At 65.3% G+C, this 13,542-nt stretch carries 10 protein-coding genes; 4 read left to right on the top strand and 6 right to left on the bottom strand.

Going from position 1 to position 13,542, the window contains the following annotated elements; genetic code table 11:
• The first annotated feature begins 8 nt into the window (after window positions 1-8).
• Window positions 9-1,418 (top strand): cytochrome P450, encoded by a 1,410-nt coding sequence (locus BSY16_RS15470; protein ID WP_069060487.1) that lies wholly within the window; start codon window positions 9-11, stop codon window positions 1,416-1,418.
• Here BSY16_RS15470 and BSY16_RS15465 read toward each other — a convergent pair.
• Window positions 1,363-1,914: a hypothetical protein gene (locus BSY16_RS15465; RefSeq protein ID WP_069060486.1), complete on the bottom strand. Its 552-nt coding sequence runs from the start codon at window positions 1,912-1,914 to the stop codon at window positions 1,363-1,365. The genes BSY16_RS15470 and BSY16_RS15465 overlap by 56 nt on opposite strands.
• 145 nt (window positions 1,915-2,059) lie before the next feature.
• On the opposite strand from BSY16_RS15465, the gene BSY16_RS15460 reads away from it, so the two are divergent.
• Both BSY16_RS15460 and BSY16_RS15455 read left to right on the top strand, forming a co-directional pair.
• Window positions 2,060-4,066 carry a hydantoinase/oxoprolinase N-terminal domain-containing protein gene (locus BSY16_RS15460; RefSeq protein WP_069060485.1) on the top strand — a complete coding sequence of 669 codons (2,007 nt, stop codon included), beginning with the start codon at window positions 2,060-2,062 and terminating at the stop codon, window positions 4,064-4,066.
• Between the two features lie 126 nt (window positions 4,067-4,192).
• Entirely contained in the window at window positions 4,193-6,352 is a 2,160-nt protein-coding gene (locus tag BSY16_RS15455; protein ID WP_069060484.1) for a malate synthase G, read from the top strand.
• Window positions 6,353-6,601: 249 nt separating this feature from the next.
• Here BSY16_RS15455 and BSY16_RS15450 read toward each other — a convergent pair whose 3' ends face one another.
• Window positions 6,602-7,264 (bottom strand): L,D-transpeptidase, encoded by a 663-nt coding sequence (locus BSY16_RS15450; protein ID WP_069060483.1) that lies wholly within the window; start codon window positions 7,262-7,264, stop codon window positions 6,602-6,604.
• Window positions 7,265-7,641: 377 nt separating this feature from the next.
• Between BSY16_RS15450 and BSY16_RS15445 the strand changes: the two genes are divergently transcribed.
• The gene (locus tag BSY16_RS15445) at window positions 7,642-8,172 is read left to right on the top strand and encodes an MmcB family DNA repair protein (RefSeq protein ID WP_069060482.1); all 531 of its coding nucleotides are present in this window, start codon (window positions 7,642-7,644) and stop codon (window positions 8,170-8,172) included.
• Here the strand turns inward: BSY16_RS15445 and BSY16_RS15440 are convergent.
• From BSY16_RS15440 to hrpB, 4 genes are all read right to left on the bottom strand, one after another.
• Window positions 8,169-8,732 carry a hypothetical protein gene (locus BSY16_RS15440; protein WP_069060481.1) on the bottom strand — a complete coding sequence of 188 codons (564 nt, stop codon included), beginning with the start codon at window positions 8,730-8,732 and terminating at the stop codon, window positions 8,169-8,171. The two genes, BSY16_RS15445 and BSY16_RS15440, sit on opposite strands and share 4 nt — an antisense overlap.
• A 145-nt stretch (window positions 8,733-8,877) precedes the next feature.
• Entirely contained in the window at window positions 8,878-9,450 is a 573-nt protein-coding gene (locus tag BSY16_RS15435; protein ID WP_069060480.1) for an ActR/PrrA/RegA family redox response regulator transcription factor, read from the bottom strand.
• Window positions 9,451-9,526: 76 nt separating this feature from the next.
• Window positions 9,527-10,828: an ActS/PrrB/RegB family redox-sensitive histidine kinase gene (locus BSY16_RS15430; protein ID WP_069060479.1), complete on the bottom strand. Its 1,302-nt coding sequence runs from the start codon at window positions 10,826-10,828 to the stop codon at window positions 9,527-9,529.
• Window positions 10,829-10,908: 80 nt separating this feature from the next.
• The gene (gene hrpB, locus BSY16_RS15425; RefSeq protein WP_069060478.1) at window positions 10,909-13,377 is read right to left on the bottom strand and encodes an ATP-dependent helicase HrpB; all 2,469 of its coding nucleotides are present in this window, start codon (window positions 13,375-13,377) and stop codon (window positions 10,909-10,911) included.
• Window positions 13,378-13,542: the final 165 nt, after the last annotated feature.

The following is a 13,542-nucleotide window of genomic DNA, read 5'->3' as shown; positions in this document are numbered from 1 at the left end:
GCCAGACGATGGATATGCGTCCCGAGCCGTTCGAACCGCCGGCGCCGATACCGCGCACGGTGCCGCCGTCGAAGCTCGAGATCATCCGCACGGTGTTCCGCAATCCGCTGGAGCTGTGGGGCGAGCCCTCCTATACGCTGCCCTGGATCATGACGAGTTTTTTTGGCGAGAAGACGCTGATCGTCAACGATCCCGGCCTCATCAAATATCTGCTCGTCGACAATGCCGCCAACTACAAGATGGCCGTGGTGCGCCAGCTCGTGCTGCGCCCGATCCTGCGTGACGGGCTGCTGACGGCGGAGGGTGCGGTCTGGCGCCGGTCCCGCAAGGCCGTCGCGCCGATCTTCACACCGCGCCATGCCAAGGGCTTTGCCAGCCAGATGCTGGCGCAGTCGGAGCTGTACGCGCAGAAATACGAGGGCGCGGACGGTGCGGCCTTCGATATCGGCAACGACATGACGGAGCTCGCCTTCGCCATCCTGTCCGAGACGCTGTTTTCCGGCGAGATCGTCACGTCCTCCAACAATTTCGCCGACGACGTGGATGATCTGTTGCATTCGATGGGCCGCGTCGACCCGATGGATCTGCTGCGCGCGCCCGCCTGGGTGCCGCGCGTCACGCGGATTGGCGGGCTAAGGGTGCTCGGAAAATTCCGCAAGATCGTGCGCGACACGATGGATTTGCGCTTGAAGCGCATGAACAGCGCCGCGGGTGACGCGCCGAACGATTTCCTCACCCTGCTGCTACGTGCTGCCGGGCCGGAGGGGCTGACCATGGAGGAGGTGGAGGACAATATCCTCACCTTCATCGGTGCCGGCCATGAGACGACGGCGCGGGCGCTCGCCTGGACGCTCTATTGCGTGGCCAATAGCCCTCATGTGCGCGAGGCGATGGAAGACGAGATCGACCGGGTGCTGGCAAGTGGTGCCGATCCCGTCGAATGGCTGGAGCTGATGCCCTGGACGCGCGCCGCCTTCGAGGAGGCGATGCGGCTTTATCCGCCGGCGCCCTCGATCAACCGCGAGGCGATCGCCGACGACGTCTGGACGAGCCCTTCCGGCGAGCGGGTGGAGATCCCGAAGGACGTGACCATCCTCGTCATGCCCTGGACGCTGCATCGCCATGCGCTTCTCTGGCAGAAGCCGCGCGCCTATATGCCGGAACGCTTCCTGCCGGAAAACCGCGATGCCATCCACCGCTTCCAGTACCTGCCGTTCGGTGCGGGTCCGCGCATCTGCATCGGCGCGACCTTCGCCATGCAGGAAGCGATCATCGCACTTGGCGTGCTGATGCACCGCTTCCGCTTCGACATGACCGAGACGACGCGCCCCTGGCCGGTGCAGCGCCTCACGACGCAGCCGGCTAACGGATTGGCGTTGCGGGTGACGGCTCGTCGGCCCGCTTCTTCGATTTCTTGATCGTCTTGATCGAGGCGCAGGTCGCTTCCGGGTTCTTGCAGGGCTGGTAGACGACGATTTCGCTGCCGCTGCCATCATCCCACACCGCCTGGACGGCGATCGTCTGCGCCTCGCCCGGCTTCAGGTTGAGATAGAGCCAGTTCTGGCTGTCGTCCGACGGCAGGTTGAAGGGCAGTTCCGGATCGCATGCCGCCATCGGGAACGTCTTGTCGAGCGCGTCGGAATTGATCGAGTAACGCACCTCCTTCAGCCGGCAATGCATGGTCTGCAAGGCCGTGAAATAGATGAGCTGCTGGTCGGCGAACTCGCGAAACTGCACCCAGCCCGTCTGCTTGTTGGCATCCAGCATCGCCTTGTAGATCGCCACGTCCGGGATCTGCGCCTGGTATTGCTCTTCACCCTCTTCCTGGGCGCCGGCGGGCAGGCTGCCGGCAACAAGGGCCGTGCCGAGAAGAAGGGCAGCCAGAAGCGGCCTTCTGATGGAGAGATCGATCACTGGGTGGACTCCTCGTTCTTTCACCTGATGTCGCCGGCGGGATGGTGGCAATCGACTTGGACATGCAATAACACCATTCCAGACCGGCTTTGAAAAGAGCCAGTCCTGTTTTGAAGAAGACGGCAGGCAGTCTGGAAGAATTCTCGTGGCAGATCATTTATTACTCGGCATCGATACCGGCGGCACCTATACGGATGCCGTGCTCTACAGCGAAACCCACGGTGTGGTGGCCCGCGCCAAGGCGCTCACCACCCGCCACGATCTTTCGGTCGGCATTTCGGGAGCGGTCGAAGCCGTGCTGGAGCAGGCGAAAGCCGCGGTTTCCGCGATCGGCCTGGTCTCGCTGTCGACGACGCTCGCCACCAATGCGCTGGTCGAGGGGCAGGGCGGCCGCGCCGGGCTGGTGATGATCGGTTTCGGCCCGGAAGACCTGAAGCGCGACGGGCTTGCCGATGCGCTCGGCAACGATCCGGTGCTGTTTTTGCCCGGTGGCCACAACGTGCACGGCAACGAGACGCCGCTCGACATGACGGCGCTGGACGAGGCCCTGCCGATCCTGTCGCAAACCGTGTCCTCGTTTGCCGTCGCCGGTTATTTCGCCGTGCGCAACCCGGCGCACGAGCAGCGCGTGCGCGACCTCATCCGCGAGGTCTCGCACCTGCCGGTGACCTGCAGCCACGAACTGTCCTCCAAGCTCGGCGGCCCGCGCCGGGCGCTGACGACGCTGCTCAACGCCCGCCTGGTCTCGATGATCGACCGGCTGATCGGCGCCTGCGAAGACTATCTTACGCGCCGTGGCATCCATGTGCCGATGATGGTGGTGCGCGGCGACGGTGCGCTGATCTTGGCTGCCGAGGCGCGTCTTCGCCCGATCGAAACGATTCTCTCCGGCCCGGCGGCAAGCCTTGTCGGCGCGCGCCACCTGACCGGTCTCGACAATGCCGTCGTCTCCGACATCGGCGGCACGACGACGGATGTGGCGGTGCTCGACGGCGGCCGGCCGAAGCTCGATGCGGAGGGCGCCGTCGTCGGCGGCTACCGCACCATGGTCGAGGCCGTCGCCATGCGGACCTTCGGGCTCGGCGGCGATTCGGAGGTGCGCATCAACGATCGCGGCCTGAAGGCGAAGATCGATCTCGGGCCGCGGCGTTTCCTGCCGCTCAGCCTTGCTTCGGCGCTGCATCCCGGCGCCATCGTGCCGGTGCTGGAGCGTCAGATCCGCACGGCCCATGTCGGGCGGCATGATGGCCGTTTTGCCGTGCGCACCGGCGTGCCGGAGCGGCTTGCCAGCGGGCTCCAGCCGCAGGAACAGGCGCTCTACGACAAGATCGGTGCTACGCCGCTGCCGCTCGACGGTCTGCTCGTCACCACGCTGCAGAAGGCGACGCTCGACCGGCTGGTCGCCCGCGGCCTCGTGCATCTTGTCGGCATCACGCCGTCGGACGCCATGCATGTGCTCGGCGGGCAGGGCCAATGGGATGCCGCAGCCGCCCGCCTTGGGCTGGAACTCGCCGCGCGCATCAAGGACGGCACCGGCCGGCCGATCGCCGACAGCCCGGAAGCCCTGGCACGGTCAATTGTCGACCGGCTGACCCGCCAGTCGGCGGATGTCATTCTCTCCGCCTGCCTTGCCGATGACGGCGTGGGGGCGCTCGATCCGGCCAATTCGATTTCCATCGACCGCGCGCTTCACCGCGTGCCGGGCATCGTGACATTCCGTGTCGCGCTCGACCGGCCGCTCGTCGGCCTCGGGGCGTCGGCGCCGGTCTATTACCCTGATATCGCCGAGATGCTGGGCGCCGAATCGTCCATTCCGGCCGATGCCGGCGTTGCCAATGCCGTCGGCGCGGTCGTCGGCCAGGTGCGCGCGGCCGTCACGGTCTTCGTGACCATGCCGGAAGACGGCGTCTTCATCGTCAATGGTGCAGGTGACAGCGTGCGCCTGATCGACGAGGCGGCTGCCTTCTCGCTGGCCAAGGAACGGGCGGTGACGGCGGCACTGCATTCTGCCCGGGCCAATGGTGCGGACGAGCCGGTCGTGACGCTGTCGGAAGAGATCGATGCGCTGGAGGTGGAGGGCAGCCGCAAGCTCATGGAGGCGCGTTTTACCGCAACGGCCAGCGGCCGGCCGCGCATTGCCGACGAAGCATAAGTACGATTTTATCCGTAGCGGAATAAATTCTTTATGCCTTTGCCGAATTGACTATGAATGAAAGCTCCGGAAAGTGACAGCATTCGGGATACTCCCCCTTCGTCCCGCCATTCGGAGCCTTTTCAGATGACTTTTACCGAAAAAGCCGGTCTTTCGATCGACAGTGCCCTTTATGACTTTATCGTCACGGAGGCTCTTCCCGGCACGGGCGTGGACGCCGAGCGCTTCTTTGCCGATTTCTCCGCCATCGTGCACGACCTTGCGCCGGAAAACCGTGCGCTGCTCGCCAAGCGCGATGCGTTGCAGGAAAAGATCGACGCCTGGTATCGCGCAAACGGCGCGCCGGTGGACATGGCGGCCTATGAGGCGTTCCTGCGCGAGATCGGCTACCTGCTGCCGGAAGGCGATGACTTCACGGTGACGACGGACCATGTCGATCCCGAGATTGCCAGCCTCGCCGGCCCGCAGCTCGTCGTGCCGGTCATGAACGCGCGCTATGCGCTGAATGCCGCCAATGCGCGCTGGGGTTCGCTCTACGATGCGCTCTACGGCACGGATGTCATTCCGCAAACCGACGGCGCGGAAAAGGGCAAGGGCTACAATCCGAAGCGCGGCGAGAAGGTGGTGGCGTGGGCCAAGGCCTTCCTCGACGAGGCTGCACCGCTCGTCGACGCCCGCTGGGCCGATATTACCGATATCAAAGCCGGTTCGGAACTGCTTCTGACGGCGGGCGACCGCTCCGTTTCGCTGAAGCGGCCGGAGCAATATGCCGGCCATGCGGAGCACGAGGGCTGGCGCCATGTGCTGCTCAAGAACAATGGCCTCGGCATCGAGATCCTTCTCAACCGCGACTGGGAGATCGGCAAGACCGACCCGGCCGGCATTGCCGGCGTCAATATCGAGGCCGCGCTGACGACGATCATGGATTGCGAGGATTCGGTCGCCGCCGTCGATGCCGAGGACAAGGTCCTCGTCTATCGCAACTGGCTCGGCCTGATGAAGGGCGACCTGAAGGAGACTTTCAAGAAGGGCTCCGAGACGGTCGAGCGCAAGCTCTATGACGACTTTACCTATACGGCGCCCGATGGCTCGCCCTTCGAGGTCAAGTGCCGCTCGCTGATGCTGGTGCGCAATGTCGGCCACCTGATGACCAATCCGGCGATCCGCGACCGCGACGGCAACGAGGTGCCGGAAGGCATCATGGACGCCATGGTCACCGCGCTGATCGCGCTGCACGACATCGGCCCGAATGGCCGCCGCAAGAATTCGCGCGAGGGCTCGATGTATGTCGTCAAGCCGAAGATGCACGGGCCGGAAGAAGTCGCCTTCGCGTCAAAGCTGTTCGGCCGGGTCGAGGCTGCGGTCGGCATGGCGCCGAACACCATGAAGATGGGCATCATGGACGAGGAGCGCCGCACGACGGTCAACCTCAAGGAGTGCATTCGCGCGGCACAAGAGCGCGTCGTCTTCATCAATACCGGCTTCCTCGACCGCACCGGCGACGAGATCCACACCTCGATGGAAGCGGGTCCGATGATCCGCAAGGGCGACATGAAGCAGGCCGCGTGGATTGCGGCCTACGAAAACTGGAACGTCGATATCGGCCTGGAATGCGGGCTTTCCGGCCATGCGCAGATCGGCAAGGGCATGTGGGCCATGCCCGACCTGATGGCCGCCATGCTGGAGCAGAAGATCGCCCATCCGAAGGCCGGCGCCAACACCGCCTGGGTTCCCTCGCCGACGGCCGCGACGCTGCATGCCACGCACTACCACAAGGTCAATGTCGCCGGGGTTCAGGCAGCGCTGCGCTCGCGCCCGCGGGCAAAGCTGTCGGATATCCTGTCCGTGCCGGTCGCCGTTCGGCCGAACTGGACACCGGAGGAAATCCAGCGCGAGCTCGACAACAATGCGCAGGGCATTCTGGGTTATGTCGTACGCTGGGTCGATCAGGGCGTCGGTTGCTCCAAGGTGCCTGACATCAACGATGTCGGCCTGATGGAGGACCGCGCCACGCTGCGCATCTCCGCCCAGCACATGGCGAACTGGCTGCACCACGGCGTGGTGACGGAAGCACAGATCGTCGAGACCATGCAGCGTATGGCCGCCGTCGTCGACGGGCAGAATGCCGGCGACCCGCTGTACCAGAAGATGGCCGGCAATTTCGACGGTTCGATCGCCTATCAGGCCGCACTCGACCTCGTGCTCAAGGGCCGCGAGCAGCCGAACGGCTATACCGAGCCGGTCCTGCACCGCCGCCGGCTGGAGCTGAAGGCGGCGAACGGCTGATAGCAAGAGGCTGCCGAAGCAATCCGGCGGCTCGGCTGCCGACAAGGGCTGCACACCTTTCCGCCGTCATGGTCGGGCTTGACCCGACCATCCACACCCCGGGCGAGGCGGTGGATCCTCGGCTCAAGGCCGAGGATGACGTTGGTGGGGAGGTGAGCGTGGTACCAATCAAGGTGACCATGCAAAGCACAAACGAAAGAAGCCGCCGGATCGCTCCGGCGGCTTCTTTGTTTGAAGAAGGACGTCCGCTTACTGCTGGACGACGACGCGGGCGCCCTGGCCGGGGCGGACGCGCTTGTAGAGATCGATGATGTCCTGGTTCATCAGGCGGATGCAGCCCGACGATGCGGCGGTGCCGATGGAAGCCCATTCCGGCGTGCCGTGCAGGCGGAACAGCGTGTCCTGGCCCTTCTCATTGAAGAGATAGAGCGCGCGCGCACCGAGCGGGTTTTTCAGGCCCGGGCCCATGCCGTCCTTGACGTAGCGGGCGACTTCCGGCTTGCGGTCTGCCATTTCCTGCGGCGGATGCCAGTTCGGCCATTCCTGCTTCCAGGCAATGTAGGCCTCGCCCTGCCAGGCAAAGCCCGCCTTGCCGACGCCGATGCCGTAGCGCACGGCCTTGCCGCCGGGCAGCACGTAATAGAGGAAGCGGTTCGGCGTGTTGACGACGATCGTGCCGGGCTTTTCCTTGGTGGCGTAATCGACGATCTGGCGGTGGAACTTCGGGTTCACCTTGTTGATCGGGATGCCGGGCAGGGCATAGCCATTGTCCTCAACAGGGCCATATTCCGATGTAAAGATGGCATTGGTCGCCACCTTTTCGCCCGGAAGGGACACGGAGGAAGAAGAGCAACCGGCGAGCGTGACGGCCGCTGCGAGGCCGCACAGGAGGAGGGCATTGCGGAAACGCATGTGATTCTCTTGGAAAAAGGAATTAAGAAGTTCCGAGACGCGGAGCTTTCATCGGTTATGGTTTATTTTCGATTAAACCAGCCAATGCAAGTCTGTGTGCTCCGGCGTGGGCTAAAGCCAAAGCAAAAAGCCGGCGGATTGTTTTTTTGCAACAACAATGCCCGGTAACCTGCCGCTTTCGCCACACCCGAGCCATGCCAAGCACGCCTGGACGCCCCATTCAATGGCCTTGCGCCCTGCCTGCATCGAAGCCGCACAGGAACCGCGGCATGCGGTTAACGAAGTGTTTTCCCGACTGCCAATCAGCCCGTCGCCTTAACTTTTTCCCGGCCGAAAAACCGTTTCGCGGTAAAATGCGATTCGCCGAGGTTTTTTGAATGACGATCGTATCGCTTCACAACGACAATCCGCTGATCGACGGCCGCCAGTCCGACCGTGCCATGATGGTGCGCCGCGGCGTGCAGCGCATGCTGGCCGAGATGCGCCATGCGGTGCTGCCCGAACTGACGCTGGCAAGCGGCCGGCGCGCCGATCTCATCAGCCTGTCCGACAAGGGGGAGATCTGGATCGTCGAGATCAAGACGTCGATCGAGGATTTCAAGGTGGACCGCAAATGGCCGGACTACCGGCGCCATTGCGACCGGCTGTTCTTCGCCACCCATAAAGAAGTGCCGCTCGATATCTTCCCGGAGGAATGCGGCCTCATTCTCTCCGACGCCTATGGCGCGCATATCCTTCGCGACGCGCCGGAACACAGGCTGCCACCGCCGACGCGAAAGTCGGTGACCTCTGCCTTTGCCCGCGTTGCCGCCGGCCGGCTGCTGCTTGCCGAGTTTTCGATGGACGGCCGGCAGGACGGGCCGGATATCTCGGCCATCGTCTCCGGCCGGCGCGACGAGCCAGCCTAGGCGAAGATCGTCGTCGCTCCGGTGACATACAGAATGGCCACGGCAACGACCACGCAGACGACCGTCTTGCTTTTTGCCAGTGCGGCGGTGCCGAGAAGCACATAGTAGATCATGTTGAGACCGAGCCAGAGCGCGATATCCGACGGCGCCCACGGCGTCGTGACGGCGGAGATCACGTTCGGGATCTGGGTGATGAGGTTGCTCGCCAGCACGCAGAACACCACCACATGCCGGTGTTCCATGATGTGGTTGTCCAGCGTGTCCTTCTCGGTGGCCTTCGGAAAAACCTGGGTGGCGGCGAAATAATAGAGCAGGGCGACCAGCGCCACGGCAAGCGCGGTGAGATAACGCACGTCCGGCAGATCGCGATAGGCCCAGGCATTCATCCAGAAGGTGATGAGATCGACGAGGAGCAGCGTGCCGAACAGCGGCGCGACGATGCCGATCCGGCGCGTGCTGCGTTCGTCATAGGCACGCGAAAAGCCGGAGACGACCTCGGCAACGGCGAGACCGAGCAGCAGGCCGTAGAACCCGAACATAAAGCCGAATGCGTCGCTCACTGAAGTCTCCGGACAGGTTGGAAGCCGTATCGACACTTGCCGTAGCGGCGAGTGTCCTGGCTTTCAACCGTGCTTAGCAGCCGGCGCGTCGAAAAAATCGACCATTTTCGGGTTGGCCTGACCTGACGCCCGCGCAGTCCCGTTTTTACTTCGGTGCGCGTTTCGCCAGGATGCGCTGGAGCGTGCGGCGGTGCATGTTGAGACGGCGGGCCGTCTCGGAGACGTTGCGGTCGCACATTTCATAGACGCGCTGGATGTGCTCCCAGCGCACGCGGTCCGCCGACATCGGGTTTTCCGGCAGTTCCGCCTTTTCGCCCGGACGCTGGGTCAGGGCGGCAAAGATGTCGTCGGCATCGGCGGGCTTTGCCAGATAATCGACGGCGCCGAGTTTCACGGCGTTCACGGCGGTCGCGATGTTGCCGTAGCCGGTCAGCATGATGATGCGCGTGTCGTCGCGGCGCTGGCGAATGGCGGCGATCACGTCGAGGCCGCTGCCGTCGCCGAGGCGCAGGTCGACCACCGCATATTTCGGCGGGTTGGTCTTGGCCTTGGCAATGCCCTCCGCGACGGATTCAGCCGTATCGACGGCGAAACCGCGCGTCTCCATGGCGCGCGCAAGACGGCGCAGGAAGGGCGCGTCGTCATCGACGAGGAGCAACGACGGATCGGGGCCGATATCGTCTGCTGCGATGCTGTTCGTGTCGGTGTTTTCTGCCATTTTCGTCTTCCGAGGCCGATTTTCGTCCGTTCTTGATCAAGATCAGCTTATCGCCCGTAAGCGGGGGCGGGTAAAGTCATTTCGCGGCCTTTGCCTCCATGCGGCCCCGCGGCCAATCGACCGAGACGCGCGCACCCGGCCGGTCGCCCGTGCGATTGCCAAAGGTCAATTTGGCGCCCGAGCGCTCGAGCAGGGTCTTGGCGATGAACAGCCCGAGACCAAGCCCGCCGGCCCGTTCGTCACGCTGGCGCTTGGTGACGTAGGGGTCGCCGATGCGCTGGAGAATGTCCGCGGCATAACCGTCGCCGTCGTCCTCGATGACGATCGTCACGCGCTCCGGCGTGTGGTCGACGGTAATGGTGACCTCTTCGCGGGCATGGTCCACCGCGTTTTCCAGAAGGTTGCCGAGACCGTAGAGAATGCCAGGGTTGCGGTTGCCGACCGGCTCGCCGTTGCGGTCGTTGTTTTCGACCAGGTTGAGCCGGATGCCGAATTCGCGGTGCGGCGCCAGCACCTCCTCCAGCAGCGAGGAGAGCGGCAGCACCCGCATATGCGCCTCGTCCTCCGTCGACAGCGTCGTCAGCCGGCGCAGGATGTCGCGGCAGCGCTCGCTCTGGCTGCGCAGCAGCTGCACGTCTTCCTTGAAGCGCTCGTCGGTGCCGAGTTCGCGCTCCATCTCGCGCGCCACGACGCTGATCGTGGCGAGCGGCGTGCCGAGTTCATGGGCGGCAGCGGCGGCAAGGCCATCGAGCTGCGACAGGTGCTTTTCCCGCTGGAGAATGAGTTCGGTCGCCTGCAGCGCATTGGAAAGCTCGGCGGCTTCCTGCGACACGCGATAGGAATAGAAGGCGGCAAACGCGGTGGTCGACACGATGGCGAACCAGAAGCCGGCCGTCAGGATCGGCGGAACGACGAGCAGCGTGCCGGGAAACCACGGCAGCGGAAACGGCGTGAAGGCAAGGGCGGTAATGCCAAGAAACGACAGGAAGCCGAGCGGCAGGCTGAAGCGGATCGGCTGCAACGACGAGGAGATGATGACCGGCACGCAGACGAGCGGCGCAAACGGGTTGGCAAGGCCGCCGGTAATGAAGAGCAGCGCCGTCAACTGGCAGAGGTCGAAGGCGAGCAGCAAGAAGGCGGAGGCCGGCGTCAGCCGGTGTGCGGGCGGAAAGCGCACGGCAAGAAAGAAATTCACCGCCGCAAGCAGGGCGATCAGTATCCCGGCCGGCAGCAGCGGCAGCGGAAATGCCAGCCACAGCCCCACGACGATGACGCTGATCGTCTGGCCCGCCACCGCCAGCCAGCGCAGGCGAATAAGCGTTTCGAGGCGCAGCCGCCGGCCGGCGCCCTCGAACTCGATGTCCTGATATCCTGCCATGTCTTTTCCTCTTGGCTCTGGAGCCTTTGCGTCATTGCGGCCGCAAAACCGCTTCGCACTCTTGCTGGACTTGCGTTCTCTTATGTACCGCGCGGTTTGACGCGTGTCGTCGGCATCGCCTCGGCCGGGGCCTCCGGCCAGGGATGCCGCGGATAGCGCCCGCGCATGTCGGCCCTGACATCGCGCCACGAGCCCGCCCAGAAACCGGGCAGGTCGCGCGTCGTCTGGATGACGCGGTGCGCCGGGGACTGCAGTTCGAGCAGCAGCAGCAGCCGGCCGCCTGCAATGGCCGGATGCTGCTTCAGCCCGAAGAGTTCCTGCACGCGGATTTCCAGCACCGGCTCGTCGCCATCATAACGGATCGGGTGGCGCTGGCCGGTCGGTGCCTCGAAATGGGTGGGCGCCAGCCGCGCGAGATCGCGCTGAACCTCGTAAGGCACCAGCGCCATCAGGCCCTCCTGCAGGCTTGACGACTTGATATCGTCGATGCCGCGCGTCGTCTCCTGGAACGGCACGAACCAGGTATCGAGCGTCGCCAGCAGCGCATCGTCGCTGGTATCCGGCCAGGGCGCACCGATCGAGCGATGAAGGAAGCCGATCCGGTCACGCAATTGCGCCGTCTCGCGGGAAAACGGCAGGACCTGGAGGCCAAGCTGGCGAACGCCGTCTGCCAGCGCCAGTGCGGCTTTCGCTCCACTCGGGCGCGGAAGCGGCGTCTCCTCCAGAAGCATCGCGCCGAGGCGAACGACCCGGCGCGCGCGCACCTGGCGGCTGGCGCGGTCGAAGACGCATTGATCCTCGCGTACGATCTTGTCCGCAAGCTCGGCCTCGACCGTGGCACGGTCGATCTCGGCGGCGGCGAGAATGCGCTGGCGTCCGGCCTGTCCCGTCAGGTCGGCGACGACGATCATGTCGCAGCCGGCAAGGCGCTCGGTCTCCGGCAGTTCCGCGCCGCGTCCGTTCGCCATGACGAACCGCCCGCGGCCGCCGCGCTGCAGGGCAACCCGGTCCGGGAAGGCATGCAGCAGCAGGGCGCCCGGCGTGCTCGTCCCGTCTCCCTTCGCCTTGCCAAACCCCTCCGCCATGCGGCTCGCGAGCCGGCGCGCGGCGTCCGCACGCTCGCCGCGTTCGTTGGCAAAGCGCCGCAGACGGTCTTCGATGTCCACGGCCGGACCGCCGAGCCCCTGTTCCGTCAACAGCACGGCAAGCCGCGCCGCTGCCGCCTGTTCGCCGTCCTGCGCGGCATGCAGGATCATGGCGGCAAGCCGCGGCGGCAGCGCCAGCGCGCGGATGCGTTTTCCCGCCTGTGTCAAGGCACCAGCCGCATCGAGCGCGCCAAGCAGGCGCAGCAGATTGCGCGCCTCCTCAAGGGCAGCGGCCGGCGGCTGGTCGACGAGGCGGAGAGTGGCGGGATCGGCCACGCCCCAATGGGCAAGGTCGAGCACGAAGCCGGACAGGTCGCTGGACAGGATCTGCGGTGTCGTGAAGGCGGGCAGCGCCGCCGTCTGGCCGGCATGCCAGAGCCGGATCGCAATGCCCGGCTCGGTTCGCCCGGCGCGGCCGGCACGCTGGTCGGCCGAGGCGCGCGACACGCGCACCGTCTCCAGCCGCGTGATCCCGGTCGCCGCCTCGAAGACCGGCAGGCGTTGCAGCCCGCTGTCGATGACGATGCGCACGCCATCGATGGTGATCGACGTTTCGGCAATCGACGTCGCCAGCACGATCTTGCGCGTGCCGGCCGGTGCCGGCCGGATCGCCGCATCCTGGTCCTTCTGGCCGAGATTGCCATAGAGCGGCACGACGGTGGTCTCCGGCCCGAACCGGCCCGCCAGCCGTTCGGCGGTGCGGGTGATCTCGGCCTGTCCCGGCAGGAAGGCGAGGATCGAGCCGCTCTCTTCACGATGCGCCGCAACGATGGTGCGGGTCATGCCGTCCTCGATGCGCTCGCCGGCCGGCCGGTCCTGGTAGCGGATATCGACGGGGAAGGTGCGTCCCTCGCTGGCGATGACAGGCGGATTGTCGAGCAGCGCCGACACCCGCGCGACATCGAGCGTCGCCGACATGACGAGGATGCGTAGGTCCTCGCGCAGCGCCGCCTGCACGTCGAGTGCCAGCGCCAGGCCGAAATCCGCATCGAGCGAACGCTCGTGGAATTCGTCGAAGAGCACCGCGCAAACGCCGGGCAGTTCCGGATCGTCGAGAATCATGCGGGCAAAAACGCCCTCCGTCACCACCTCTATCCGTGTCTGCGCCGAGACGCGGTTGTCGAGCCGCATGCGATAGCCGACGGTCTCGCCGACCCGTTCGCCCAGAAGTGCCGCCATGCGGCCCGCCGCGGCGCGCGCGGCAAGCCGGCGCGGCTCAAGCAGGATGATCCGCCCGTCACCCCGCCAGGCCTCGCCAAGAAGGAAGAGCGGCACCAGCGTCGTCTTGCCCGCGCCGGGCGGCGCCGACAGCACGGCGCGCGTGCCCGATGAGAGGGCCGCACCGAGCGCCGGCAGCGCTTCGAGCACCGGCAGGCGCGGCAATGTATCGAGGATCGACGCCATGCTCAGATCGTACCCTCTCTATAGGAGGCGTCATTATAGGGGGCGGACATGCTCTTCTCCGGTCTGCTTTGCCCCCCTGAATATCCCGGCAGCACCCCCTTGGAGAAGGGGCGGGAATCGGGTGATCGCGGCAAACTGACATTCGTCATGGTTTCGTCATGTTTT

The sequence above is a fragment of the Sinorhizobium sp. RAC02 genome, from assembly GCF_001713395.1.
Taxonomy (GTDB): Bacteria; Pseudomonadota; Alphaproteobacteria; order Rhizobiales; family Rhizobiaceae; genus Shinella.
This window is presented reverse-complemented; position numbering and strand designations above follow the sequence as displayed.

Bases quoted from the DNA above. Each gene is read 5' to 3' on its own strand.
- BSY16_RS15470 (WP_069060487.1), top strand. From the start codon at position 9: ATGGATATGCGTCCCGAGCCGTTCGAACCGCCGGCGCCGATACCGCGC.
- BSY16_RS15455 (WP_069060484.1), top strand. From the start codon at position 4,193: ATGACTTTTACCGAAAAAGCCGGTCTTTCGATCGACAGTGCCCTTTAT.
- BSY16_RS15450 (WP_069060483.1), bottom strand. From the start codon at position 7,264: ATGCGTTTCCGCAATGCCCTCCTCCTGTGCGGCCTCGCAGCGGCCGTC.
- BSY16_RS15445 (WP_069060482.1), top strand. From the start codon at position 7,642: ATGACGATCGTATCGCTTCACAACGACAATCCGCTGATCGACGGCCGC.
- BSY16_RS15435 (WP_069060480.1), bottom strand. From the start codon at position 9,450: ATGGCAGAAAACACCGACACGAACAGCATCGCAGCAGACGATATCGGC.
- BSY16_RS15430 (WP_069060479.1), bottom strand. From the start codon at position 10,828: ATGGCAGGATATCAGGACATCGAGTTCGAGGGCGCCGGCCGGCGGCTG.
- hrpB (WP_069060478.1), bottom strand. From the start codon at position 13,377: ATGGCGTCGATCCTCGATACATTGCCGCGCCTGCCGGTGCTCGAAGCG.